The organism is Thermococcus sp. 4557 (assembly GCF_000221185.1).
Classification (GTDB): Archaea; Methanobacteriota_B; Thermococci; order Thermococcales; family Thermococcaceae; genus Thermococcus.
On sequence record NC_015865.1, the window covers coordinates 952,566 to 977,191 of the forward strand.

At 56.8% G+C, this 24,626-nt stretch carries 32 protein-coding genes; 16 read left to right on the forward strand and 16 right to left on the reverse strand.

All coding sequences use genetic code 11. The features are described 5' to 3' along the window. Positions 1 to 83: 83 nt before the first annotated feature. From GQS_RS05050 to GQS_RS05090, 9 genes are all read left to right on the forward strand, one after another. On the forward strand, positions 84 to 578 hold the full coding sequence (locus GQS_RS05050; protein ID WP_014012591.1) for a hypothetical protein: 495 nt from the start codon (positions 84 to 86) through the stop codon (positions 576 to 578). Then, positions 578 to 4,528, forward strand: coding sequence for an LAGLIDADG family homing endonuclease (locus tag GQS_RS10825; protein ID WP_014012592.1), 3,951 nt, complete (start codon positions 578 to 580; stop codon positions 4,526 to 4,528). Before GQS_RS05050 ends, GQS_RS10825 begins: the two co-directional genes overlap by 1 nt. A gap of 62 nt (positions 4,529 to 4,590) precedes the next feature. Continuing rightward, entirely contained in the window at positions 4,591 to 5,022 is a 432-nt protein-coding gene (locus GQS_RS05060) for a translation initiation factor IF-2 subunit beta (protein WP_014012593.1), read from the forward strand. Between the two features lie 128 nt (positions 5,023 to 5,150). Next, positions 5,151 to 6,719 carry a carboxyl transferase domain-containing protein gene (locus GQS_RS05065; RefSeq protein WP_014012594.1) on the forward strand — a complete coding sequence of 523 codons (1,569 nt, stop codon included), beginning with the start codon at positions 5,151 to 5,153 and terminating at the stop codon, positions 6,717 to 6,719. Positions 6,720 to 6,737: 18 nt separating this feature from the next. After that, on the forward strand, positions 6,738 to 7,109 hold the full coding sequence (locus GQS_RS05070) for an OadG family protein (protein WP_014012595.1): 372 nt from the start codon (positions 6,738 to 6,740) through the stop codon (positions 7,107 to 7,109). Positions 7,110 to 7,111: 2 nt separating this feature from the next. Next, a complete protein-coding gene (locus GQS_RS05075; protein ID WP_014012596.1) occupies positions 7,112 to 7,579 on the forward strand; it encodes an acetyl-CoA carboxylase biotin carboxyl carrier protein subunit in 468 nt (155 codons plus the stop codon). 5 nt (positions 7,580 to 7,584) lie between these two features. Then, positions 7,585 to 8,793, forward strand: coding sequence for a sodium ion-translocating decarboxylase subunit beta (locus GQS_RS05080; protein ID WP_014012597.1), 1,209 nt, complete (start codon positions 7,585 to 7,587; stop codon positions 8,791 to 8,793). Positions 8,794 to 8,875: 82 nt separating this feature from the next. Continuing rightward, positions 8,876 to 9,721 carry a CBS domain-containing protein gene (locus GQS_RS05085; RefSeq protein WP_014012598.1) on the forward strand — a complete coding sequence of 282 codons (846 nt, stop codon included), beginning with the start codon at positions 8,876 to 8,878 and terminating at the stop codon, positions 9,719 to 9,721. Between the two features lie 43 nt (positions 9,722 to 9,764). Then, positions 9,765 to 10,766: a homoserine dehydrogenase gene (locus GQS_RS05090; RefSeq protein ID WP_014012599.1), complete on the forward strand. Its 1,002-nt coding sequence runs from the start codon at positions 9,765 to 9,767 to the stop codon at positions 10,764 to 10,766. On the opposite strand, the gene GQS_RS05095 is transcribed toward GQS_RS05090, so the two are convergent. After that, a complete protein-coding gene (locus tag GQS_RS05095; protein WP_148236366.1) occupies positions 10,763 to 11,137 on the reverse strand; it encodes a hypothetical protein in 375 nt (124 codons plus the stop codon). The two genes, GQS_RS05090 and GQS_RS05095, sit on opposite strands and share 4 nt — an antisense overlap. A gap of 60 nt (positions 11,138 to 11,197) precedes the next feature. Here GQS_RS05095 and GQS_RS05100 point away from each other — a divergent pair, with 60 nt between their 5' ends. Next, the gene (locus tag GQS_RS05100; protein WP_014012601.1) at positions 11,198 to 11,722 is read left to right on the forward strand and encodes an ASCH domain-containing protein; all 525 of its coding nucleotides are present in this window, start codon (positions 11,198 to 11,200) and stop codon (positions 11,720 to 11,722) included. Here GQS_RS05100 and GQS_RS05105 read toward each other — a convergent pair. From GQS_RS05105 to GQS_RS05145, 9 genes are all read right to left on the reverse strand, one after another. Next, on the reverse strand, positions 11,719 to 12,393 hold the full coding sequence (locus GQS_RS05105; RefSeq protein WP_014012602.1) for a ZPR1 zinc finger domain-containing protein: 675 nt from the start codon (positions 12,391 to 12,393) through the stop codon (positions 11,719 to 11,721). The genes GQS_RS05100 and GQS_RS05105 overlap by 4 nt on opposite strands. 79 nt (positions 12,394 to 12,472) lie before the next feature. Continuing rightward, positions 12,473 to 12,877 (reverse strand): cell division protein SepF, encoded by a 405-nt coding sequence (locus tag GQS_RS05110; RefSeq protein WP_014012603.1) that lies wholly within the window; start codon positions 12,875 to 12,877, stop codon positions 12,473 to 12,475. Between the two features lie 51 nt (positions 12,878 to 12,928). Then, complete coding sequence (locus GQS_RS05115) at positions 12,929 to 13,216, reverse strand: hypothetical protein (protein WP_014012604.1); 288 nt, start codon at positions 13,214 to 13,216, stop codon at positions 12,929 to 12,931. A gap of 23 nt (positions 13,217 to 13,239) precedes the next feature. Then, entirely contained in the window at positions 13,240 to 14,049 is an 810-nt protein-coding gene (gene rrp42 / locus GQS_RS05120) for an exosome complex protein Rrp42 (protein WP_014012605.1), read from the reverse strand. A gap of 1 nt (position 14,050) precedes the next feature. Then, the gene (gene rrp41 / locus GQS_RS05125) at positions 14,051 to 14,800 is read right to left on the reverse strand and encodes an exosome complex exonuclease Rrp41 (protein ID WP_014012606.1); all 750 of its coding nucleotides are present in this window, start codon (positions 14,798 to 14,800) and stop codon (positions 14,051 to 14,053) included. Continuing rightward, positions 14,797 to 15,567 carry an exosome complex RNA-binding protein Rrp4 gene (rrp4, locus tag GQS_RS05130; protein WP_014012607.1) on the reverse strand — a complete coding sequence of 257 codons (771 nt, stop codon included), beginning with the start codon at positions 15,565 to 15,567 and terminating at the stop codon, positions 14,797 to 14,799. Before rrp4 ends, rrp41 begins: the two co-directional genes overlap by 4 nt. Then, entirely contained in the window at positions 15,564 to 16,274 is a 711-nt protein-coding gene (locus tag GQS_RS05135; RefSeq protein WP_014012608.1) for a ribosome assembly factor SBDS, read from the reverse strand. Before GQS_RS05135 ends, rrp4 begins: the two co-directional genes overlap by 4 nt. Positions 16,275 to 16,285: 11 nt before the next feature. After that, positions 16,286 to 17,068 (reverse strand): archaeal proteasome endopeptidase complex subunit alpha, encoded by a 783-nt coding sequence (gene psmA, locus GQS_RS05140; RefSeq protein WP_014012609.1) that lies wholly within the window; start codon positions 17,066 to 17,068, stop codon positions 16,286 to 16,288. Between the two features lie 77 nt (positions 17,069 to 17,145). Beyond that, the gene (locus tag GQS_RS05145) at positions 17,146 to 17,376 is read right to left on the reverse strand and encodes a hypothetical protein (RefSeq protein WP_238515825.1); all 231 of its coding nucleotides are present in this window, start codon (positions 17,374 to 17,376) and stop codon (positions 17,146 to 17,148) included. A 46-nt stretch (positions 17,377 to 17,422) separates the two neighbouring features. Between GQS_RS05145 and GQS_RS05150 the strand changes: the two genes are divergently transcribed. Continuing rightward, positions 17,423 to 17,872, forward strand: coding sequence for an HIT family protein (locus GQS_RS05150; protein ID WP_014012611.1), 450 nt, complete (start codon positions 17,423 to 17,425; stop codon positions 17,870 to 17,872). Here the strand turns inward: GQS_RS05150 and GQS_RS05155 are convergent. Next, positions 17,862 to 18,179, reverse strand: a complete 318-nt coding sequence (locus GQS_RS05155; protein WP_014012612.1) for a nucleotide pyrophosphohydrolase — start codon at positions 18,177 to 18,179, stop codon at positions 17,862 to 17,864. The two genes, GQS_RS05150 and GQS_RS05155, sit on opposite strands and share 11 nt — an antisense overlap. A 9-nt stretch (positions 18,180 to 18,188) precedes the next feature. After that, entirely contained in the window at positions 18,189 to 18,476 is a 288-nt protein-coding gene (locus GQS_RS05160; RefSeq protein WP_014012613.1) for a hypothetical protein, read from the reverse strand. 81 nt (positions 18,477 to 18,557) lie between these two features. Between GQS_RS05160 and GQS_RS05165 the strand changes: the two genes are divergently transcribed. From GQS_RS05165 to iorA, 3 genes are all read left to right on the forward strand, one after another. After that, a complete protein-coding gene (locus tag GQS_RS05165; protein ID WP_238515827.1) occupies positions 18,558 to 18,815 on the forward strand; it encodes a hypothetical protein in 258 nt (85 codons plus the stop codon). Between the two features lie 5 nt (positions 18,816 to 18,820). Beyond that, complete coding sequence (locus GQS_RS05170; protein WP_014012615.1) at positions 18,821 to 19,099, forward strand: hypothetical protein; 279 nt, start codon at positions 18,821 to 18,823, stop codon at positions 19,097 to 19,099. A gap of 84 nt (positions 19,100 to 19,183) precedes the next feature. Then, a complete protein-coding gene (gene iorA, locus GQS_RS05175) occupies positions 19,184 to 21,082 on the forward strand; it encodes an indolepyruvate ferredoxin oxidoreductase subunit alpha (RefSeq protein WP_014012616.1) in 1,899 nt (632 codons plus the stop codon). Here iorA and GQS_RS05180 read toward each other — a convergent pair. Then, complete coding sequence (locus GQS_RS05180; protein ID WP_148236367.1) at positions 21,079 to 21,441, reverse strand: hypothetical protein; 363 nt, start codon at positions 21,439 to 21,441, stop codon at positions 21,079 to 21,081. The two genes, iorA and GQS_RS05180, sit on opposite strands and share 4 nt — an antisense overlap. 39 nt (positions 21,442 to 21,480) lie before the next feature. Continuing rightward, entirely contained in the window at positions 21,481 to 22,164 is a 684-nt protein-coding gene (locus GQS_RS05185) for a DUF4152 family protein (RefSeq protein WP_014012618.1), read from the reverse strand. A 54-nt stretch (positions 22,165 to 22,218) separates the two neighbouring features. On the opposite strand from GQS_RS05185, the gene GQS_RS05190 reads away from it, so the two are divergent. After that, a complete protein-coding gene (locus GQS_RS05190) occupies positions 22,219 to 22,710 on the forward strand; it encodes a hypothetical protein (protein WP_193386149.1) in 492 nt (163 codons plus the stop codon). Here the strand turns inward: GQS_RS05190 and GQS_RS05195 are convergent. Beyond that, entirely contained in the window at positions 22,673 to 22,996 is a 324-nt protein-coding gene (locus GQS_RS05195; RefSeq protein ID WP_014012620.1) for a hypothetical protein, read from the reverse strand. The two genes, GQS_RS05190 and GQS_RS05195, sit on opposite strands and share 38 nt — an antisense overlap. A gap of 55 nt (positions 22,997 to 23,051) precedes the next feature. On the opposite strand from GQS_RS05195, the gene GQS_RS05200 reads away from it, so the two are divergent. Next, on the forward strand, positions 23,052 to 24,098 hold the full coding sequence (locus GQS_RS05200) for an AI-2E family transporter (RefSeq protein ID WP_014012621.1): 1,047 nt from the start codon (positions 23,052 to 23,054) through the stop codon (positions 24,096 to 24,098). Here the strand turns inward: GQS_RS05200 and GQS_RS05205 are convergent. After that, entirely contained in the window at positions 24,025 to 24,570 is a 546-nt protein-coding gene (locus GQS_RS05205; RefSeq protein ID WP_014012622.1) for a nicotinamidase, read from the reverse strand. The two genes, GQS_RS05200 and GQS_RS05205, sit on opposite strands and share 74 nt — an antisense overlap. Positions 24,571 to 24,626 lie beyond the last annotated feature (56 nt).

Genomic DNA, 24,626 nt, shown 5'->3' on the forward strand with positions numbered 1-24,626 from the left:
GCGGCGGGGCTTATAGGCTTATCCATATCTCGGCAAACTTTAAGAGCATTTGGGGGTAGGGGTATATTCGAGAGGGTGATGTCATGTTCACGGGGAGGGCAGTGATACCCGTTAAAATCCTCCGCCCCTTCGGGGACTGGAGCGCCGGAGACGTCGTGCTCGTTGAGGATTGGAAGGCAAAGGAGCTCTGGGAGGCGAAGGTGGTTGAGGTTATAGACGAGACCGATAAGGTAATCGGAGAGATAGACAGGGCCATAGCCGAGGAGAGGGAGAGCGAGCCCCTCACGTCCCTCCCGGCCGGGCTGTATGAGAGGGCGGAGTTCTACATGTACTATCTCGAGAACTACGTGAGGCTGAACGCGGGCGAGAGCATAGAGACCATAAACATCAAGCTGACCAAACTGGCCAACCTGAAGAAGAAGCTTGAGCACCTCAAGCAGATACGATTCAGAAAGATACTCGAGGCGGTGCGGCTGAGGCCCAACAGCCTGGAACTCCTCTCCCGCCTGTCGCCGGAGGAGAGGAGGATATACCTGCAGCTGTCGAAGATACGGAACGAATGGCTCGGTGAGGAGTGATGGACAGGGAGGACATGATAGAGAGGTACGCGCGCTTTCTGAGGGAGTACGTAGATGACGAGGGTAAGGAGGTCTACCTCAACAAGCTGAAGGACCTGCTCACGGTGAGCCCCAAGCGATCTCTGGAGATAGACTGGACCCACCTTAACTCGTTCGACCCGGAACTGGCGGCGGAGCTGATAGAAAACCCCGAGGAAAGTATTCTGGCCGCAGAGGATGCCATTCAGATAGTCCTGAGGGAACCCCCCATCGAGAAGAAGGAGGAGTTTGCCGCCCATGCGAGGTTCTACAACCTCCCCAAGACGCTCCTCGTCAAGGAGCTTGGAAGCGAGCACATAAACAGGCTCATTCAGGTTGACGGAATCATCACACGTGTGAGCGAGGTCAAACCATTCGTCGAGAAGGCTGTATTTGTCTGTAAGGACTGCGGCAACGAGATGGTCAGGCTTCAGAGGCCCTACGACAACATCGTCAAGCCCGCCAAGTGCGACGCCTGCGGCTCAAGGAACGTTGACCTCGACGTCGAGAAGAGCCGCTTCATAAACTTCCAGAGCTTCCGCCTTCAGGACAGGCCCGAGAGCCTCAAGGGCGGCCAGATGCCCAGGTTCGTTGATGCAATACTCCTCGACGACCTGGTGGATACCGCCCTGCCGGGCGACCGCGTTTTAGTCACCGGAATCCTCCGTGTCATCCTGGAGCAGAAGGACAAGAGACCGATATTTAAGAAAGTCCTGGAAGTCAATCACATCGAGCAGCTCAGCAAGGAGATAGAGGAGCTCGAGATTTCCCCGGAGGACGAGCAGAAGATACGCGAGCTGGCCAGGAGAAAGGACATCGTTGACGCGATAGTGGACTCAATCGCCCCGGCCATCTGGGGCCACAGAACGGTTAAGAAGGGCATAGCGCTCGCTCTCTTCGGCGGCGTGCAGAGAACGCTCCCGGATGGGACGAAGCTCAGGGGGGAGAGCCACGTTCTGCTCGTTGGAGATCCGGGAGTAGCGAAGAGTCAACTTCTCCGCTACGTTGCCAATTTAGCGCCGAGGGCGATTTATACGAGCGGTAAGAGTAGTTCAGCCGCAGGACTCTGCGTTGCCCCAGACTCGCTTGTGGTTTCCAATGGTGGGGTCCACGAAATCGGTACGTTCACTGAGAATTGGGTAAAAGACATTGGTTCAATCCAGTACTCTCAGGGTATCGAATATTCTCCATATCTCGGTGAAAGCCTATCCGCTGAAGATGGAAAAATAAAGAATGCACCATTGAGCAGGGTTTGGAGACTCAAAGCCCCCAAAGAGCTTGTAAAGGTTAGAACAATAACGGGCAAGGAGCTAACGTTAACCCCTGAAACGAAGCTCTTAACGATTCAGAACGGAGAACCGATATGGAAAGAAGCCAAGAGCCTTAGCGAAGGGGACTATGTTGCAACCCTCAGAAAATTAACCGTCGAGGAAAGGGGGGTTCCAATTCTAGAACTTCTCAAAGACCTCGATGACCTCATTGTATATGAAATCAAAGATCAAGTCAAGGGACTCATCGAAGAGGCCCTCAAAGAGCTCCACATTAGCAAAAGGGAACTCGCAAAGAGACTCGGCATTAGCGAGGGCATGCTTTATTACAACTGGACAAACCCAAAAGCCAGGGGCAACATAAGAATGAAGCATCTTCGCACGCTCGTTGAACTAACCGGACATGGCTTAGGCGAAATAAACGTTGAGACTGTCTCGCTTCAAGCGGGAACGAAGCTGAAACTTCCGAAATACCTCGACGAGAGGCTGGCATACTTCGTTGGGCTCGTTGCAGGCGATGGCAGCGTTTCTAAAGCCGGCTGGGGGGTGGCCATAAGGTTCTCCAACAAGAATCCCGAGATGAGGCGAAAGTTTGCAGAGCTTGCAAAGGAACTCTTTGGTGTAGAGGTTACTGAGCGGATGAAAGACAGAGTTCCATCGCTTCGCTTCCACTCAAAGGTTGTTGCACACCTGTTGGAGAAACTAGGAGTTCCCCTATCCCCCAAGTCAGATAAGCTCGACCTTCCAAATGAACTCTTCATGTCTCCAGAGAGAGTGCTGGCTTCATACATAAGGGGCCTGTTTGACTGCGATGGCACTGTTGTTATACGGGAGAGAGGCTCTTCATATGTTGAGTTCGACACGACCAGCGAGAAACTCGCCAGAAAGCTTCAGCTTACCTTGCTCCGGTTCGGAATAATCTCGCACCTGAGGCGGCGGAAGAGGGCGGGTTATACCTCAACGTTTAGAGACAGGGAGATAACGTCGAGGCACGACAGGTGGGAGCTCAAAATCTACGGTGAGAACGTTCTAAAGTTTGCAGCGAAGATCGGCTTTGAACATCCAGAGAAGGCGAGAAAGCTCGACGCCCTTGTGGAGAAGATGAGGGGCCAGAAGCACGACACCAACGTGGACGTAATACCGGGTGTTGGAATGCTGATACGGGAGATTAGAGCATTCTACGGCCTGAGCATTGAGCAGGTCTATGGGTCAAACTTTGGGGCACTCGTGGAGAAAGGAAAGCCAATATCAAGGAAAGCCCTCCTCAGTGTTGTGGGGAATCTTTCAAAGGCCAAGCTGGAAGAATCGCCCGTTGCCGTCCCAGAGGATATGAGAACCAAGATAGGAAAAGCGTTGAAGCCCGAGGAACTAGGGATGGAGTACAAGGAGTTCTACGAACTGTTCCTCAGAAAGAGACCACACAAGCTCAAGTTTAGATTGTTGGTTAGGGTGGCAAAGCTACTAGAGGGCAGGAATAAGTCGCTGTACTCCCAACTCTCGTGGCTCCTCAGCGAGCACTGCGCTAGGGAAGAGGAGATTAAAACTAAACTTGGAGTCCTGAAAACACTTGCCACATCAGATATTCTCTGGGAGAGAGTTCGGAAAGTTAAAAGAATAGAGTCACCCTACGACCACGTCTACGACCTTACGGTGGAGGGTTCCCACAGCTTCATAGCCAACGGCTTCGTCGTTCACAACACTGCCGCAGCAGTCCGGGACGAATTCACCGGCTCGTGGGTTCTGGAAGCTGGTGTCCTTGTGTTAGCCGATGGTGGAATAGCGTTAATTGATGAGTTTGATAAGATGAGTGATCGTGACAGAAGTGCCATTCACGAGGCACTCGAGCAACAAAGTGTAAGTATCTCCAAGGCAGGCATCACCGCGACCCTGAACTCCAGAACGACGGTTATCGCCGCCGCGAACCCCAAGTACGGCAGGTTCAACCGCCACAAGAGCCTCCCCGAGCAGCTCGACCTTCCGCCCACACTTCTGAGCCGTTTCGATCTAATCTTCCTGCTCCTCGATGAGCCCGACGAGAAGGTCGACGCGAGCATAGCCGAGCACATCCTCAAGGTCCGCAGGGGAGAGGCCGAGGTAGTGACGCCGAAGATACCCTACGACCTGCTCAAGAAGTACATAGCCTACGCGAGGAAGAACGTCCACCCCGTTCTCAGCAGGGAGGCGATGGATGAGATAAAGCGCTACTATGTCAGGATGAGAAAGGGCTTCAAGCGCTCTGGCGAGGAGGAGGGCGTTCAGCCGATTCCGGTTACGGCGAGGCAGCTGGAGGCCCTCATACGTCTCAGCGAGGCCCACGCGAGGATGAGGCTGAGCGAGACCGTGACGAGGGAGGACGCCAAGGCCGCGATAAAGATAATCGAGGAAATGATACGAAAGATAGCCACCGACGAGGAGGGAACGCTCGATATCTCGATACTCGAGGTTGGCAAGAGCTCCAAGAAGATAAACAAGATCGACAGGCTCATGGACATCATAAAGAACCTTGAGAGCGAGGGAGAGTTCGGGGCGCCGGAGGACAAGGTGCTCGAGGCGGCGAAGCAGGCCGGCATAGGTTCGGAGAACGACGTGAGGAAGCTCCTGAACGACCTCAAGCGCGATGCCAGGATATACGAGCCGCGGGCAGGGTTCTACCGCGTCCTCTGATTCTTATCCATTTTTCCAAAAGGTTATAAACGCCTTCGGATAGTTAAGATGGAGGTGAGAGCATGAGCGAAAAGAAGGTTGACTTTTACGATTTCGAAGGTTTACTCGATAAGGCTTACGAGGAGCTCCCCGAGAACGTCAAACATCACACTTCCCGTTTCGAGGTTCCGCCAGCACAGGTCACCATAGCCGGAAACAGGACTATAATCGAGAACTTCGTCGACATAGCCGAGGCCATGAACCGCGACCCGAACCACCTGCTCAAGTTCATCCTGCGCGAGGTGGCCACCGCTGGAACGCTCGAAGGAAGACGCGTAATCCTCCAGGGACGCTTCACACCGTACCTCATAGCGAACAAGATGAAGAAGTACCTCAGGGACTACGTCATCTGTCCCGTCTGCGGTTCGCCGGACACCAAGATCATCAAGAAGGGCCGCTTCCACTTCCTCAAGTGTGAAGCGTGCGGTGCCGAGACGCCGATACAGCACCTCTGAACCTTTTTTCACCCAATTTTTGTACGATTGTACACATTTCTTCTTTGGAAGGCCTAACGGTTTTGAAAACCCTTTTAAACTTTACAAACTACAAGTGCCAGGCATCAAGCCACCCAGGGGGAGTTCTCATGAGTATGGAAGAGAAGGTCAACGAGCTGTATGAGAGGAAGAGGAAGGTTCTTGAGATGGGCGGTGAAAAAGGCGTTGAAAAGCAGCACGCCAAGGGCAAGCTGACCGCCCGTGAGAGGATTGAGAAGCTCCTGGACCCGGGAAGCTTCGTCGAGATAGGGGCCTTCGTCAGGCACCGTGGAACCGAGTTTGGCCTCGATAAGAAGGAGCTGCCCGCCGATGGTGTCATAACCGGCTACGGAACCATCGACGGAAGGCTCGTTTTCGTGTTCGCCCAGGATTTCACCGTCATGGGCGGCTCGCTCGGTGAGATGCACGCGGCCAAGATAAAGCGCGTCATGGAGCTGGCCCTTGAAGCCGGTGCGCCGGTTATAGGCCTCAACGACTCCGGCGGTGCCAGAATCCAGGAGGGCGTTGATTCGCTCAAGGGCTACGGTGATATCTTCAAGATGAACACGATTCTCAGCGGTGTTGTTCCGCAGATCACAGCCATCATGGGACCCTGCGCCGGTGGAGCCGTTTACAGCCCGGCGATAGGAGACTTTATCCTCATGGTTGACAACCCCGCGAGCTTCATGTTCATCACCGGCCCGCAGGTCGTTAAAGCCGTTACCGGCGTCGAGGTAACCCCGATACAGCTCGGCGGTGCCATGGTCCACGCCCAGCGCGCCGGACAGGCCCACCTCGTGGGCAAGAGCGACGAGGAGGTTCTGGCTTTAATAAGGCGCCTCGTGGGTTATCTGCCCTCCAACAACATGGAGAAGCCGCCGCGCGTCAAGACGAACGACCTGCCCTTCAGGAAGACCGAGAACCTCTACTCCATAGTCCCGGACGACCCGAACAAGGGCTACGACGTGAGGCAGGTAATCTACGAGATAGTTGACAGGGACGAGAACGGCAACCCAGACTTCCTGGAGATACTGCCCTACTTCGCACCGAACGCGGTCGTCGGCTTCGGAAGGATGAACGGCCAGACCGTCGGTATAGTCGCCAACAACCCGATACACTTCGCCGGCGTTCTCGACATAGACAGCTCCGACAAGATTGCCAGATTTGTTAGAACCTGCGACGCCTTCAACATCCCGATAGTCACCCTCGTTGACGTTCCGGGCTACCTCCCGGGAACCCAGCAGGAGTACGGTGGAATCATCAGGCACGGTGCAAAGGTCCTCTACGCCTACTCCGAGGCAACGGTTCCGATGGTCACGGTCATCCTGAGGAAGGCCTACGGCGGTGCCTACCTCGCCATGGGGAGCAAGCACCTTGGAGCCGACTTCGTCTTCGCCTGGCCCACCGCAGAGATAGCGGTCATGGGTCCAGAGGGAGCGGCCAACATCATCTTCAGGAAGGAGATTGCCGCAGCAGAGAACCCGGAGGAAGTGAGGCAGCAGAAGATAGCCGAGTACAGGGAGCGCTTCGCCAACCCGTACGTCGCCGCCGCGAGGGGCTACATAGACGACGTTATCGATCCAGCCGAGACGAGGGCAAAGATAATCCTCGCACTCGAGGCCCTCGAGAGCAAGCGCGTCAAGCTGCCGCCGAAGAAGCACGGCAACATACCGCTGTGAGGTGTTAGCATGGTAGTAATGAGCGAGTTCATGGAGGGCCTGAACCTGACGGTGCTGGGCGTTACAATAGTCTTCATGGTGCTCAGCATACTGGCGGTCGTCCTCTACTTCGTGGGCTGGAGCGAGAGAAAGCTCGTCGAGAAAGAGACATCCGCAGGGGCACCCGCCGCCCCCGCACCGACCCCCGCGGCCGAGGAGGAGAAGCCCGCCATACCGCCGAGGGACCTCGCGGTTATAACCGCCGCGGTTCTCGCGTACACCGCCGAGAAGGCCGCCCAGCTCAGACCCCTGCCATTCAGGAGGAAGGTTTCAGACGCCTGGCGCCTGTACGGCGTTCAGTCGAGCATGGAGGAAGTTGAGGACTTCAACTATGAAATTGGGAAGTGGTGAAGATGGCGAAGGTTAAGGTCATCGTCGATGGTGTTGAGTACGAGGTCGAGGTTGAGGAACTCGGAGGCGGCCGCTTTAAGGTCGCCTTTGAGGACAAGGAGTACACCGTTGAGGCGAAGGGACTCGGAATCGACGTGGGTGCTCTGAGCACGGTTCCCACCTCGAGCGCCCCGAGTGCCCCGAGCACTCCAGCCCCCGCGGCCGCCCCTGCTCTGGCTCCGGTTGCGCCGGCGGCGCCGGCTCCCGCTCCGGCTGGGGAGGGTGTTGTGACGGCCCCAATGCCGGGCAAGATCCTCAGGATACTCGTGAAGGAGGGTGAGCAGGTTAAGACGGGTCAAGGACTCCTCGTGCTCGAAGCAATGAAAATGGAGAACGAAATTCCAGCGCCGAAGGATGGCGTGGTCAAGAAAATCCTCATCAAAGAAGGCGACACCGTAGACACCGGACAAGCACTCATAGAACTCGGGTGAGGGCCATGACAGGGATCGTAGAGCAGATAATAGCGTTCTTCCAGGGAATGGGCCTGCTAAACCTGACGTGGGGCAACATCGTCATGATAATGGTCGGGCTGGCCCTCGTCTACCTGGCCATCAGGTACGAGATGGAGCCCCTCCTGCTCCTCCCGATAGGCATAAGCGCCGTGCTGGTGAACATCCCGCTCGGCCACCTGGCCAACTGGCCCATAGCCCCGAACCTGCCAGAGCACATAGCCGACAACATCTTCGCAACGCTGAGCTACCTCAACCAGCAGTACGGCCCTCCGGGTATCTTTGACATAATCTACTACACGCTCATCAGGACGGAGATAGTGCCGCTCCTGATATTCTTCGGCCTCGGAGCCATGACCGACTTCGGGCCGATGATAGCCGACCCCAAGACGGCTCTCATGGGGGCGGCGGCGCAGATAGGTGTGTTCATAGCGATGCTCACAGCCCTGGCCCTCGGCTTCAACCTCCACCAGGCGGCCAGCATCGGTATCATTGGTGGCGCCGATGGGCCGACGACGATATACCTCACCACGAAGCTCGCGCCCGAGATACTTGGAGCGACGGCGGTCGCCGCTTACAGCTACATGAGCCTCGTTCCGCTGATTCAGCCGCCGATCATCAGGGCCCTCACTAGCAAGGAGGAAAGAAGAATCAGAATGGAGCAGCTCAGGCCCGTGTCCAAGAGGGAGAAGATAATCTTCCCGATAATCAGCATGATCGTCATCGGCCTCCTTGTCCCCAGCGCTGCCCCGCTCGTTGGAATGCTCATGATAGGCAACCTCTTCCGCGAGAGCGGCGTTGTCGAGAGGCTCAGCAAAGCTGCCCAGGAGGAGCTCATGAACATCGTCACCATCTTCCTCGGCCTTGGCGTCGGTTCGACTATGAGAGCCGGCAGCTTCCTCACGGCCCAGACACTGATGATCCTCGGACTCGGAGTGGTCGCCTTCGCCAGCGCCACCGCCGGCGGTGTGCTCTTCGGAAAGCTCATGATGAAGATTTCAGGCGGAAGGATAAACCCGATGATAGGAGCGGCCGGTGTTTCGGCGGTCCCGATGAGTGCCCGCGTCGTCCAGAGGATAGCCAGCGAGGAGGACCCGGGCAACTTCATCCTCATGCACGCCATGGGGCCGAACGTTGCCGGCGTTATCGGAACCGCCGTTGCCGCGGGTGTTTTCCTCGCAGTTCTGGCGGGCTGATGCCCTCCACTTTTTGTCAATTTTTGAATGAAAAGCTTAAAATAGGAGGAGGGCGCTTTAACTTAAAGCGGTGGTGAAGGAAATGCGTGTGAAGACTTTGATGACTTCGGAGCCGGTGGTTGTGGAGCTTCCAGCCACGAGGGAATACGCCCTCGATCTCTTCAGGAAGCATAAGGTAAGGTCATTCCCTGTAATCAACAAGAACACCAAGGCCCTCGTCGGGATCATAAGTATAAAACGGGTTCTGCTTCACCCTGATGAGGAGCAGCTCGCAATGCTGGTTAAGAGGGACGTGCCGACAGTCAAGCCCAACGACGACCTCAAAAAGGCCGTCAGGGCCATGCTGGAGATGGACTACAGGCGTGTCGTCGTCGTTGATGAGGAGAACAGGGTCATAGGCGTTCTAACGGTCGGCGACATAGTGCGCAGGTACCTCGCCAAGAACGAGAAGCTGAAGAACGTGACGATAGAGGACTACTACCAGAAGAACGTGGGCGTCGTCTGGAGGGGAACGCCGCTCAAGGCCGCCCTCAAGGCCCTCCTCCTGTGCAACGCCATGGCCATCCCGGTCATCGACGACGAAGGCAACCTGATCGGAATGGTGGACGAGACGGACATCCTCAAAGACAGCGAGGTTATCCGCGTCATGAAGAGCACCGCCCTCTCCGCCTCGAGCGAGGAGGACTGGATACTCGAGAGCAACCCGACGCTCCTCTTCGAGAAGGCCGAGCTCCAGCTGCCGAAGAAGCCCGTTGAGGACATAATGAACCGCGAGCTGGTCGTTGCGACACCTCACATGAGCGTCTACGACGTAGCCCAGAAGATGGTCAAGTACGAGATAGAGCAGCTGCCCGTCATCCGGGGCGAGGGCGAGCTCGTCGGCATCGTCAGGGACATGGACATCATAAAGGTAATCCTCAACAAGTGAAAGGGATTTAAGCCCCTTTTCTCCCCTTCTTACGGTGATGTTTGTGAGAGAGGTTAAGCTAGCGCTCTTCGGTTTTGGGAACGTTGGACGGGCAGTCGCGCGCGTTCTCCTCAGCAAGGGGGCGTTCTTCCGCGAGAAGTACCGGCTGAAGTTCAGGGTCGTGAGCGTGGCGGACACGAGTGGGGTGGTGTGGCTTCCCGAGGGTATAGACCTCGAGGAGGCGCTCATGGTAAAGGAGAACTTCGGGAGGCTCTCCTCCTGGACCAATGACTACGAGGTTTACAGCCTCACACCAAAGGAGGCCGTGAGGGAAATAGACGCCGAGGTAATCGTGGACGTGACCAACGATAAAAACGCCCACGAGTGGCATCTGGCGACGTTGAAGGACGGGAAAGCCGTCGTCACCAGCAACAAACCGCCCCTGGCCTTTCACTACGCAGACCTCACAGAGGAAGCCAAGAAAAGGGACCTTCCGTACCTCTTCGAGGCCACCGTGATGGCGGGCACGCCAATCATCACCCTCCTGCACGAGGGCATCCTGGCGGACTCAATTGAGGGCATGGAGGCGGTTCTAAACGCCACCACGACCTTCATTCTGAGCCAGATGGAGATGGGGCAGGACTTCGAGAGGGCCCTAAAAACCGCCCAAAGGCTCGGAATAGCCGAAAGAGACCCAAGCGGTGATGTCCTGGGAATCGACGCGGGCTACAAGGCAACGATACTCCACTGCCTCGCATTCCACCCGATAACATTTGACGATATAACCGCTAAGGGAATAGCGGAGGTCACATCGGGGGAGGTGAGGAGGGCCCGGGAGCGCGGAAGGACGATAAGGCTCGTTGCCGCCGTGGAGAATGGAAAGGTCGTCGTCGAGCCGCGGGAGGTACCGCTCGGAAGCCCCCTCGCAGTTGAGAGCCACGAGAACGCCGCAGTAATAAGGACCGACCTGCTCGGCGAGCTGGTTATCAAGGGGGCCGGGGCTGGATTGAAGGAGACGGCGAGCGGCGTGGTAAGTGACATCGTGAAGGCGGCACTGAAGGTTTAGGGGAGCTTCCCCACCTCTTTCTCCCTGAAGACCACCGTCACCCCGTCACTTCTTGCATCCAGGGCCAGCTCGCCAACCTCGACGTAATCGAGAACCTTTCCGCTCCACAGAGGTGAACCGTCCCTCAGCACCCTCACCTCATAGACGGAGCCCCTCTTTCTAGCCGAGAGCCTGTATTCACCGCCATCCAGTATAACAAGGGATCTCTCCACCGAAAGGGAGAACAGCACAAAGCCCAGCGTCAGCAAGAAGGTTCCGAGAAAGTCCATTCCCCTTAGATAAGCCGCGATTGAGGAGCAGAACAGAATAACGACAAAGGGAGCATAATCCTTCCGAAGGCCCATCCGTCGCATGACCTCCATTAACTTCACCAAAGAGTAATCCCTGCCCAAACCTTTTAAGCTTTCTTCCCAAGAACGGGCGGTGAGACCATGGAGCACGTGATAGCGCTCCACCAGGTCTACGCGGAGCTGATATTCCGGGGACTGAAAACGGTAGAGCTTAGAAAGTCGAAGGCCTTCGGTGAGGGTGACCTCGTTTTCCTCTACGTGGCGAGGGGAAACCCCTACGAGCTCAGGGATACGCTGAGAAGGCTCGGCCTCCACGAGGAGCAGACCCTGACAAAAAGGGGCACCATAGCGGGGGGCTTCGAGGTCGGGGAGGTTATAAGGGCAGACCTGGACACGCTGTGGGAGATGACGAAGGATACCAGCGGTTTAACCCTGGTTCACGGGGAAAACGGAAAGCGCTGGCTTGGAGAGTACATCAAAGGGTACGGCTACGCCTTCACGATAGAGAGGCCGTTCCTCTTCAGGGAGCCCATGAGCAGGGAGGAGATGCGGGAGCGCTACGGGGTCCAGGTTGAGGGCATAATCCACCTCTCAAGAAAAAGCCGAAAGGAGTGGGTAAAGGATCTTATCGAGGACCTCCTGTCGAGGGAGGCGGTCTATCTCTAAGAGCCGCCTTCGGGGCTCTCCTCTGGGGCGTCCTCCCCAGCCCCGGGCTCGACCGTGACGTAAGGGCCAAGGCTGAGGCCCTCGATTTCCTCCTGCGTCAGGAGGCGGCTCTTCACCTTCTCACCGACGAGGGCGCTGTTGCCGAGGGGGTCCATAATCTTCACGGTGAGCGGTTTTTTGCCCTCCTTGACGGCGTTGATGTACTCGAGGATTTCGTCCGCCCTGCGCACCGCTTCCTCGTCGCCCTCCTGCTTCCGGAACTCCCTCGCCATGAGGAGGGTCTCGCGAACGCGCTCAAGAACGCCCTCGACGTTGCTGACGAAGCCCTCCGCCGCGGGACCGGGCTCTATCTTGACACCAATCTCGTCCAGCTCGATTGTACCGCTCTTGCTCCTGACGACGCGGGTGAAGAGGTCCTTCTCCTCCTCAACGCGAACAGTGTAGAGCTTCGGGGGCCTGTCCTCCAGCATCACAACGTCAGCGTTCCTGTAGCCACACTTCTCACAGAATATCGTGCTCTCCATGACTTTGCCGAAGTAGGGTATCTCGTGGATGTACTGCATGGCCTTGAGCGTGCCCTTGCCGCCGCAGATCGGACAGTCCCCAAGAGAGATGACCTGAATATCATCCGCCTCTCCCACATCGACCCTGGGTTTCTCACCTTCCGTCATCTCGCACCACCGGAGAATAGAGGGGCCGACCCCTTTATAAATCCATGGTAGGCAGAAGTAGAAAGGGCCAAAAAGGAAATCACTTGGCTATCTTGATGTCCGACGGGACGAGAATGAGCTTTATCTCGTGCTTGCATATTTTAGCGGCCTGACCGCCGAGGGCCCCGACCATTCCCTTGAGCTGCTCCGCGACCTTCTCAAGAACCTCCGGTTTGACCTCGAGCGGGGTGAGGTCAACGAGAACTATGTTGCCGTTCTGGAGCTCCTCCGAGATTCTCTCAAGGTCGGCGTAGCTGGTGACGACGATCTTCTTGAGGTACCTGATCTGGGGCTTGACTATCTCCTTAGCAATAACATCCTCCTCAAGAGGAACGACATCGATGTCATGCCTGGGAGCGGCAACACTCTTCTTAACCGCCGCCGGCGGCCTCTTCTTGGGCTTGGGCTTTTCGTCCTTCTTCTTAAGGCTGTCAAACAATCCCATAACCGTTCCCCCCAATTAATCATAAGGCTGGATTATTTTGGGCATTTGTGTTTATATCTCTTTCTGAAATTCGCCCAGTCCTTCCTCCTCGCGTAGCCGATAGAGTCCAAAAACGCTCAGGAGAAAGGTGGCAACCGCGAAGGCAAGGGGTACGTAGGTGTAGAAGTCCCATCCCCATGTGAAGGAGGCGTTGTAGATGAGCCAGACGCCGAGAGTAATCGAAAAGAGCGCGAGGGTCAGGAAGAGCTCCTTTTTTGAGCCGCCCCTAACCGCCAGTGCAAGAAACTGGAGCGTGAAGAGAACCATCACGACCACTGCGATGGCGTCCACAAGGCCCATAAAAATCACCAAAGGGGAAAAGGTCACTCGGCCTTAACGGCCTCAAGAACCTTCTCCCTTATCTCGGCGGCCTTCTTTATCGCGGTGTCAACCGCGTACATGACCTCCTCGAGCTTGAACGAACCGCCCTCACTCTTCTGGACGGAGGATATCATGGCGTTTTCGTCGGTGGTTATGATTATCCTGCCGTCCATGACGCGCTCCTCATCGAGGTTCGGGTCAACGAGGATGTTCGGACCGATCTTGGCCATGGTAACCGGTATCGGTATCCTCCTGACCGGGAGGGGCTCGTACTCGTCGAGAACCTCGACCTCGTCGGTCTCCTCGTTGTAGACCACCTTAGGCATCCTGGTGCTGAGCAGGGCCGCTATCGCGCCGATGCCGCTCGCGTCGAGGAGGTTGCCGTCGTGGTCGAGGACGTGGACGTCTATGAAAACGACGCGGACGAGCTTGCCCGGAACAATGACGAGCTTCTCAAGCTCAACCGCCTGGCTCTCCCTTATGCCCCTGTCAACCACACGGGCGAGTTCTATGGCGTTCTCGTCCGGCGGACCGGGCTCAAAGCTCGGGGAGGCAAGGGGAACGAGCTCCACGTTGGTCGTTATGACGCCCCTGTCAGGGAGGTCGGGGAAGGGCTCTCCCATGTCCACTTTAACGCCCACGAGAACCTGGGTGTTGCCGAGCCTGACCCATGCGGAGCCCTCGGCCTTCTCGATGACGTTGACCTTGATTTCGAGGTCCCTGTAGTCCTCAAGGCCGCGGCCGTCCACGCGCTTGCCTTCCTTGAGGAGCGCGAGGATGTGGTCGCGCATTATGCCCGCCATTATCTCCATTTCACTCACCTCCACCGACCTCCTCGGCTATTTTGAGATACTTGACCTTCAGCGCCTCGCGCTGCTTCTGGTAGACCGCCTTGGCACCCTTGATGGCGAGCCTCACGGCCTCGACGAACTCATCCTTCGTGAGGTACCCGTCCATCTGGAGGAGGGTGATGTCGTTCTTGAGCGGCATTATCGCCACCGGAACGTCGGCCTCACCGTAGTTGTCCTCGTCCTTGTTGAGGTCGAGCACTATCTCGCCCTCTATCTTGCCCGCGGCGCAGGCGGCGACGAGGTCCCTCATCGGCACACCGGCGTCGGCGAGGGCGAGCGAGGCCGCGGTTATTCCAGCGACGCGCGTTCCCGCATCGGCCTGGAGAACCTCAATGAACAGGTCTATGGAGGTCCTGGGGAACATCTCGAGTATGAGCGCCGGCTCAAGGGCGCCCCTTATGACCTTGCTTATCTCAACGCTTCTCCTGTCCGGGCCGGGCTTCTTCCTCTCCTCGACGCTGAATGGGGCCATGTTGTAGCGGACGCGCAGGATGGCCCTGTCCGGCCTCTGGAGGTGCTTGGGGTGTATCTCCCTCGGCCCGTAAACCGCGGCCAGGATTTTGTTCTTACCCCACTCAACGTAGGCGGAGCCATCAGCGTTCTTTAGAACACCAACTTCCATCTTAATGGGTCTCAATTCATACTTCTTTCTCCCATCTACTCTCTTTCCGTTCTCATCTATGAGCTTTAAATCCTCGGGCTTGCCCATCATTCTCCCTCACCCTTTCCAGCGGTTGGTTCCTCAATCTGCGGTATCTCCTCAATAATTCCCCGCTCCTTGAGCTCCCGGAGCCTGGTCATGAGAAGCTCCTTGACCCTGTCGGTCAGCCCCTGAGTGTGGCTCTCCCTGTTCACCTTGAGGATGGCATCGATGGCCAGCTTTTCGAGCTCCTCGTTCTTTCCGCTGACCCACACCCAGCCGTTCTGGCCGACGATTATCCTCGTGCCGGTCAGCTTCTTGATGAGGTTTATCATCGAACCGCCCTTACCTATGAGCCTGGGCACCTTGGAGGGGGTTATCTCCACTATCTGCCCCCCGCGCAGGGGACCGCCCCTGAAGGGCATGCCCTTTGTGGTGAGGTCTATCTGGTTTATCTCGTTGTACGCCTTTATCCTGGCGTAGATTATGTCCCCTATGTCGAATATCCTGCGCAGGTCTGTCTTTGCGAGGTCGATGCGCTCCTCCGTGGCATCCTGAACGCGGAGGCCCGCCTGATACGGGGCGCCTATGTCAACCGTCCAGTTGGAGAACCTGACGTCCACTATCTTACCTATGACGTTGTCGCCAACCTCGGGTATGTACGGCCCCTCGAGCGGAATAACACGTATGGTGTCGCCCCTTATCTCAACGAGCCCCACGACGGTGGAGTATATCCTGTTGCCTTCCCTGAAGGTCCCTCTTCCGTTCTTAAACGGCCCCTGGGCGAGTAAAGTGCCCGGGACCACAAGTTCCCTACTCTTTACAAAAATCCGCCTCATAGTCCCTTCCTCTCTATCAGTTTAGTTACCGCCTCGCCCCTCGTGAGGGCGTTAAGTTTCTCATAAAACTCCTCCTCAATTCCTCCCGGAATCTCTATGAGGAACATCCACGAGCCGTCGCTTCCCCACTCCTCGCGCTTTATCTTTCCGAACTTCCTGACCTCTCCGTAGGCCTTTCCGACGTAATCACCGGGCACCTTCACGGCGATGACCTTCATCTCCATCTTTATCGGGAGGAGCGGCCGTATGGCCTTGATGACCCCTGGAATCTGCGCCTCGGCGTCCTTGAACAGGTCAACGTGGACGCCGGCCTCGTCCATCGCCCGGAGAATCCTGTCAACGGGGTGGGGAAAACCCGTCCTGGGGTCAACCGCGTGCCTGTGTATTACCGTCGCTATGTAGCGCCTCTTGTCCTCTATCATCTGCCGCCTCTGCTCGGCCGTCAGTTGAACGTCTCCCTTGCGGAGGATTACCTTGGCCACCTCGTAGGGGTCGCTGGTTCCGAATATCTTCTCCATCTCGTGCTCGCTGGCCTTGTCGCCCTTGTGGGCGTCCTTGAAAACGTAGGGGGTGGCGAGGACATCCTCTATCGGGACGTCCCTGCCCTCCTTGAAGTCCCTCGCGAGGTACGGGTCAACGAGTATCTCGAACGTCTCGCCGTGCGTCTTCAGACGGGCGATAACGGCTTTATCCACGCTTATGGGCATCGCCCGTCACCTCAGTAGTTCTGGTCGAGTTCGGAGTAGTCCTCTTCCCTCTCCTCGACTTCCTCTTCCCTGACCTCTTCCAGTATCTCAGAGAGGTACTTCTCGACCTCCTCCCTGGAGAGCTTCTTCCAGCGCTTCTCGTCCGTGGTTATGTAGGCGACCTCTATTCCATCCGCACTCGGCTCTTCGAGGGTCTTCGCCAGGGCCATTATCGCGAGCTTCACGGCCCCGCCCATGTCTATGTCGTCGGTGTAGTGCTCCTCGAAGATCGCCATCGCGGTGTTCCTGCCGCTGCCTATTGCCACTGCCTTCCACTCGAAGTAGGCCCCGCTCGGATCGGTCTCGTAGAGCTCAGGCTTGTCGTTCACGCCCGCCATGAGCAGGGCGGCACCGAAGGGCCTCACACCGCCGTACTGGGTGTGGGCCTGCTTGAGGTCGCAGATTTTCTTCACCAGAACGGTGAGCGGAACGGGTTCGCCGTAGGTAAGCCTGTAAACCTGGGCCTCCAGCCTGGCCCTGTCCACCAGAACGCGGGCGTCGGCTATGATGCCGCTCGGAGCGGCCGCGATGTGGTCGTCGATCTGGAAAATCTTCTCGTAGCTGCTCGGCTCGATGAGCTTGCTGGTTATCCTCTTCTCCACCGCGAGGACGACACCGTTCTTCCACTTGACGCCGACGGCGGTGGCGCCCCTCTTCACTGCCTCCCGGGCATAGTTCACCTGGAAGAGCCTTCCGTCAGGGCTGAAAACTGTAATCGCCCTGTCGTAGCCTGCCTGTGGTGGTACAAACGCCATTTTACATCACCTCTAACGGATTATCGTCACTCCTCTACACTCTTCCCGTAATTCTCGGGCGGTCTAATTAAGCTTTTCTATTCACCCTTCAGAGCCACGAGGGCCATCTTTCTCGCTATCCTGCGTGCGAACTCCAGCGGCAGAAACGCCACCAGGAAGACTATCACCGCCAGTATCAGCGAGTTCCCTCTGCCCAGCGGCTGCCATATCATCAGGAGGAACGCGATCAGCATGAGGCCGAGGCCAACGGCCAGGAACCTCTGGTAGCTTTTCTTCATAACCTCCAAGGTATCGTCCACCGCACTCACCGAGGGCTTTTTATTCCGAACCGGTTTTAAGCCTTTGGTGTTTCCGATGGAGTGCCCGTTCTGCAGCGCAAGGCCCGAGGTAATCCTCTACGAGGACGAGCTGATCAGAATTTTAATCGACTCCTACCCCGCGAACAGGGGGCACCTCCTGGTGGTTCCGAGGAGGCACGTCGAGAGCTGGTGGGAGCTGAGTGGGGAAGAAAAGGTCGCCCTGATAAGGGGCATGGAGCTGGCGATGGAGAAGCTGAGGGAGACCCTGAAGCCGGACGCCTTCAACGTGGGGATGAACCTCGGAAAGGCCGCTGGGCAGACGGTGCCCCACATCCACCTCCACGTGATTCCACGCTGGGAAGGCGACTGCGCCCACCCCCGGGGAGGGGTCAGGAAGGCGGTTCTGGACCTGGAGGACGAGAACCTGAGCCTGAAGGAGCGCTGGGTAAGGAACAGGCTGAAGAGGGAAGAAGTTGAGAAGCTCAGAGAGGCCTTCAGTCCCTGATTGGATACTTCTCCCCATTCTTCTCCAGCTTCCTCTCAACCGCCTCGTCGAGGTCTATGCCAAGCTCGTGGGCGAGGAGCGTTAGGTATATCATCACGTCAGCTATCTCGTCTGCTATGGCCTCCTTTTTGGCCCGGTCCTTCACGGCCTCGCGTATCTCCTCATCGCCCTCCCATTGGAAGTGCTCGAGCAGTTCGCCCAGCTCTACAGCGGCGGATATCGCAAGATTCTTTGGCGTGTGGTACTTAGCCCAGCCCCTCTCGTCTCGGAAGGCGACGACCCTCTTTTCAAGCTCCTGGAAGTTCATGGTACCACCTCAATAGGCGTGCGCATCGGCTTTCCTGAGAAGTTCCAGGAGCCTCAAAAACTCCTCGAGCTCCTCCCGGGAGTAGTGGTTCTCCACATCGTCTTCCGGGTCAAGCTTTGCCAGGGCATCCCTGGCTTTCAGGAGATCGTCGAGGTCCTCCTGGAGCTCAATCGCCCTCTGCGTGAACTCGTAGCTGGTGTGGGGACTTTCAAAGGCCCTCTGCTGGTTGGAAACGATGGCTATCCTCACCGTCGCTATCGTCTCGTCCAGGGTCTCCAAAAGTTCACGAACCTTCATCTTCACCACGTACCTAGTTACAGGGGGAAGTATTTAAGCCTCCCGAAAGGCTTTTACGTTGAACGAGATAAAACCCATACGGTGGTCCCGGTGGATTTCGACCTCTTCATGGAGAGGTACGGGTACAAAATCCTGCTCGGGATTTTTGGCATGATCATCCTGGGCATGTTCGCAATCATCGTCATCTGGGCATACGTGGCGTTGAAATACCTCGGCCTCTTCTTTGGGGGTCTGATAGTGGCCCTTGTCGCCGTCCGCAGCCTCGTGAACAAGAGAATACTCGACGCCCAGGCCAGGGTGTTCAGCAAGTACTTCTACGACGATAGGAAACGGAGGTAATCGGGATGGATATGGGATTGTTCATAGAACGGTACGGATACAAAATTCTCACCGTGCTCTTCGCATCCATAGTGGTCGGTATCATCAGCGTTCCGTTTCTCATCATGTTCTGGGGCTTCTCCGATTACGCACCAGTGGCCGGCGCCATCACGGTGGTCGCGTTCATCATAGGAACCCTCTTCCTCATGGTTCCCAAAGAATGGCGCTCCGAGACCATGACGAGGACCTTCTTCAGGACGCACAACGAGGTTCACTACAGCAGAAACGAGAAAAAACGCCCGTGATTTTCCGAAAATTTTTCAGCTTTTCCCGGGGTTTTTCTGGAGGTAGAGTTTTAACCCTTCGATACAAGTTTGAGCGGTGGTGATATGGAAGCGGTTAAGGCTTACCCTTCTGACTCGGCCGAACCCAAGACCAAAAAGAGGGAAAGGAAACTTCTTATGGGGAACGAGGCGATAGCCTACGGTGCCCTGGAGAGCGGCGTCGCCTTCGCCACCGGCTACCCCGGAACGCCCTCAACCGAGGTCATTGAAACGATAGCCCATCTGAAGCCGGATGTATTCGCCGAGTGGGCCCCCAACGAGAAGGTGGCATTAGAGGAAGCCGCGGGAGTTGCTTACACCGGCCTGAGAACCCTCGTCACGATGAAGTGCGTTGGCCTCAACGTTGCCGCCGACCCGCTGATGAGCCTCGCCTATTCCGGCGTTGAAGGTGGCCTCGTAATCCTCGTTGCTGACGATCCAGGGCCACACACCAGCCAGACCGAGCAGGATGACAGGTACTACGGAAAAATCTCCCTTCTGCCGGTTCTTGAGCCGGCCGATCCTCAGGAGGCCCACGATTTAATCATCTACGCCTACGAGCTGAGCGAGCGCTACAAGGTTCCGGTCATCTTCCGGACGACCACAAGGGTGAACCACACGACGAGCGACGTTGAGGTCGGCGAGTTCGTCGAGCTGGAGCGCGAGCCGAAGTTCAAGAAGGACATCGAGAGGTATGTGCGCGCGAGCATGGAGGGCAACAGGAAGAGGCACAGATGGCTCAACGAGACCCTGGCGAAGATAGAGGAGGAGTTCAACTCGATGCCCTTCAACTGGGTCGAGGGGAGCGGTAGAATCGGAATCATCGTTGAGGGAGCGCCCTACAACTACGTGCGCGAGGTTCTCCCGAAGATAGAGGGTGATTTCAAGGTTCTCAAGCTCTCAACGCCGCATCCTCTTCCGAGGAAGCTCGTCGTTGAGTTCCTCAAGGACGTGGACTTCGCAATAGTGGTTGAGGACGGCGCGCCGTTCCTCGAGGAAGAGGTCAAGATTGCCGCCTACGAGGCCGGCCTCAACGTCCCAATCTACGGCAAGAGAACCGGCCACTTCCCGCTCGAGGGCGAGCTCACTCCGAGCCTTGTGAGAAACGCACTACTGAGGCTCATCGGCGAGGAGGGGGAGACCTACGAGAAGCCGGAGGAGGTCAAATACGCCGAAAGCCTCGCCCCGAAGAGACCCCCGGTGATGTGCCCAGGCTGTCCGCACAGGGGCTCCTACAGGGCCGCGCTGGACGCTTTAAGGGACCTCAAGCTGGGCAGGTTCAGCGTCCCGATACACGGGGACATAGGCTGCTACGCCCTCTCACTACTCCCGCCGCTCGAAGCCATCTGGACCGAGTACGTGATGGGCGCCAGCATAAGCCTCGCCAACGGCCAGAGCGTGGCGCTGAACAAGAAGGTGATAGCCACCATCGGCGATTCGACGTTCTTCCACAACGGAATCCAGCCGCTGGTTGATGCGGTCTACAAGAACCTGAACGTTCTCGTTATGATACTTGACAACAGGACGACGGCGATGACCGGCCACCAGCCCCACCCCGGAACCGGCGGAAGCGAAACCGGCAGGAAGTTCAACGAGATCGACATCGAGGCCCTCGTCAAGGCTCTGGGCGTCAAGTACGTCAAGACAGTTGACCCCTACGACCTCAAAGCAACGAGGGAAGCGATAAAGGAGGCCATGCAGATTGAAGGGCCGGCGGTGATAATAGCAAAGCAGGAATGCGTCATTCCGGTCATAAGGCGCGGCGAGATAGGCGAGAAGCCGATAGTCGTCGAGGAGAAGTGCACCGGCTGCAAGGCCTGCATACTCCTGACCGGCTGTCCGGCGCTCGTTTACGAGCCGGAGACCAACAAGGTCAGGATAGACGAGCTGCTCTGCACCGGCTGCGGCGTCTGCAACCAGACGTGCCCGTTCGACGCAATAAAGTTCCCGAGCGAGCTGGACTAATACCAGCCGTAGCGCCAGCCGTCTTTCCGCTCCCTCCTTGATTTTTCTATTTCGTCGGAGACCAATGCACCCAGAAGAATCTGATAAAGAACCACTACTCCAAACCCACCTACGATTCCAATTACCTCATCCACGAAATTGAGCAGCCAGATAACGAGAACCGCAGGGACCGCGAGAATTAAAGCGCCCCTGAGAATGGCCCTCCAGTTTCCCGAATCCATGTAATCCGGCCCACCGAGATTCTCAGTAGCAAACCAGTCATGAAAGTAGTAGAAGAACTCCGTGGTTCTAATCCAGACTAAGATAACATCAAGAAGTATAACAAACGTATACAACGCTGAAGCTTCCAGCTCAACCATCAAAAGAAGTAATGAATAATAGGTTTAAAAAACTTTGTATCACTCTCTCCAAACCTCCAGCACCATGAAGCGCCTCACGAGCGGGTTCGGGTAGAGTTCCCAGCCGATTCCCTCCGTTTCCGCCTCGATTTCCCCGAAGAGACCGCCCTCGCGCGGGTCGAGGCTCTCGCCGTAGATTTCTCCGGGACGGATTTCAACTTTCATATACCTCGGCAGGCCGACGATGGCCCTGCCGTGCTCCCTCGCGTAGTCAATCGCCCATTTGGCTGTGTAGAGACCCGAGTAAATCTCCGCTATTCTAACCGGGACGCTGGACTTGCCGATGGCGACTATCTCTATCCCCGTTTCCTCCCAGAACTTCTTCGCCAGGGGCTGAAGGTCTTTAGCGAGGTCCTTCCACACTTCCTTTCCGCGGTCGGTTATCGTCAGCGCATCTATCGTCGGCTCGTCGAGCTTCCGCACCTCGATTCCACCTATCGTCGAGTCGAGGTGTATCACGTCGGGCTTGACCTCCCTCGCGAGTTCAACGGCCAGAAAAGCCTCGTCCCTTACCGCCTGCCTGCCGCTCATATCGTAGTTGAACGGATCCGCGTAGCGAACCACGCTCAGCGCCGCGGTCCTGTAGGGCTTCTCAACGAGCACCGCCGCCGTCGCTATCAGGCCAACGGGCGCATAGTCCCCCGTGAGCAGTGCGCCACCAGTGTCAGCTGCAACGATCTTCATGGAAACCACCGTTAACGGGTAATTACCAATATACTCCCCACGACAAAGTATATCATGGTGATAGCATTGAGTGACTCGGTTAATGTAGTTTATGAAACTTTGGGTCGTTACATTGATGACCTCTGCGGTTCTATCTACCTGGGAACGGCACGGGGAAAGGCTGTTTTCTACGGCGAGGTGGCCCATCCCCTGACGCCAACGGAAGACCCGCTTCCGTTCATGAACATCTTCTACTCCCACGGATTCATCGAGATAACGGCGGTATGGGGTCGAATGGATAAGGGCGCATTTATGGTGAGGATGGTGCCCTCGAGAATCGACGTCGACCGAATCACGGGCGTCATAGAGATAACGTTCCACCCTGCGGACGGCGGCACGGTGGTGGTCACTCTCCACGGAAACCCCGGACTGGCGGAGACACTCAGGGATGCCGCGAGGGCGTGCCTGAAGGAGGAAGGAAATGGGGAAGGCAAGCTCCTGTCGTCGATGGGTCAGCCGCTGAACCTCATCACCCCTCAGGACTCGGCAAAGTCATCATTCCCCTGAGCCTCTCAACGTCCTCCCTTAAAGCGGTTATCGTTGCTTCATCAACGTGGGTTGCCCCAGCGTAGCGCGCTATGATATCATAAACCTCGGGGTACCTGCTCCTCAGCACCCCCACGAGCTGATCCGCAGGGAGGAGTATCCCCATATCGCGGTATATCAGGTATGCCCCAATCGCGTACAGGGCGTCCATATAGGCCCCATGCGCCATTTGAAAGCGTTTTTCTCCGGCATAATGCTCAGCACGGGTTATATAGGCTGAAACCTTCTCTGCAAGCTCCTTTTCCATTCGCTTCACCACACAGGGTTTATAAGGGGGAGGCTAATAAACCTGTCGAGGGACTATGCGGGCCGAAATAATCGCCTGGACGGCGGCGGTTCTCATAATAACGTATCTCGCGTGGGAAACGGTTAGCCCCCTGATCACCCCGATATTCTTTGGTATCGTCCTCGCCTACGCCGCATACCCAATCCACCGCCGGCTGAGTGGCAGGATAGGAAGGAAGAAATCCGCCGCGGCCCTCACCGTTGGAACCGTCGGCCTGGGAGGCGCGGTGACCTTCGAGCTGCTGCTGATATCCGTCAAGGTAGCGTCCTCCTTCTACGAGGGCATCGTCGAGTTCTTTGACTGGCTGATGAGCCAGCCCCTTCCACCGGAGGTTCTGGCCTTCCTCGAGCGCTTCTCGGACCAGCTCATACCCAGGGTCTCGGAGTACATATCCCACGAGACCCTCTCACTCCCCCTCTACATCCTCCAGCTCCTGGTCTTCCTGCTCACGTTCTACTATTCCCTCGCATACGCCGAGGAGATTTCAAAGCAGATTCACCTGTCCCTCCCGAGAAAGAACCGCGAACTGGGCGAGAGAATCCTCGAAAGCCTAAACAAGACCCTCGGAGCGCTGGTGAGGGCCTGGCTGGTTTTGAACGTCATAAAAGGTGTTCTGATGACGTTTGGTTTTCTCCTGTTCGGTGTTTCGGACCTCTACACAGCGATAGTGGCGGGCTTCCTGACGTTCCTGTTCAGCTTCATACCCCTCTTCGAGGGCTGGATGATATGGCTCATCGCAGCCGCGTACTTCGCCATGAACGGGGCGTACTTCCACGCGGCGGGGATAGCACTCTACGGCTTCTTCCTTGTTTCCCCGATGCCGGACTACACGATAAGGCCGATGATGGTGGCCAAGGACACGGATCTCGACGAGACCCTTGTCTTCATAGGAATGATAGGCGGAACGTGGGCCATGGGGGTGAAGGGCCTCATAATAGGTCCTATCGTGCTCAACCTTCTCCTGGTTCTCCTGAAAGAATGGAAGAGGGTTATATCAGGTAGAGAACCTTCACGCCGGCCCTCTCCATCTCCCCCAAAGCCCGCTCCTCATCCTCAGGCTTAATGCCCTTCACTGCGTCGCGGAGGAGGTAGGTCTCGAAGCCGTTCTTAACCGCATCGAGGGCCGTTGCCTTAACGCAGTACTCCGTAGCGACGCCGCAGACGTAAACCCTCCTTACCCCGTTTCTCTTCAGTATCTCCGCCAGGTTCGTCCCCTCGAATCCCGAATAGGCCTCCTTATCGGGCTCCGTGGCCTTTGAGATTATCACAGCATCGGCGGGGAGTTCAACGACGAACTCCGCCCCGGGAGTGTTTTGAACGCAGTGCCTCGGCCACGGGCCGCCCTGCTCCCTAAAGCTGACGTGGTTCTCGGGATGCCAGTCGCGCGTGGCAACTATCAAAGCCCCCCTCTTCCTGAACTCCTCGATGTAGCGGTTGCACCGGGGTATTATCCTGTCTCCCTCTGGAACCGGCAGGGCTCCCCCTGGCATGAAATCCCTCTGCATGTCAACAACGATGAGCGCCTCCTCGGGCATGACATCACCCCAAAATAGAATTCGGCGGGATCGTTAAAACGGTTTGCGGAATAGAA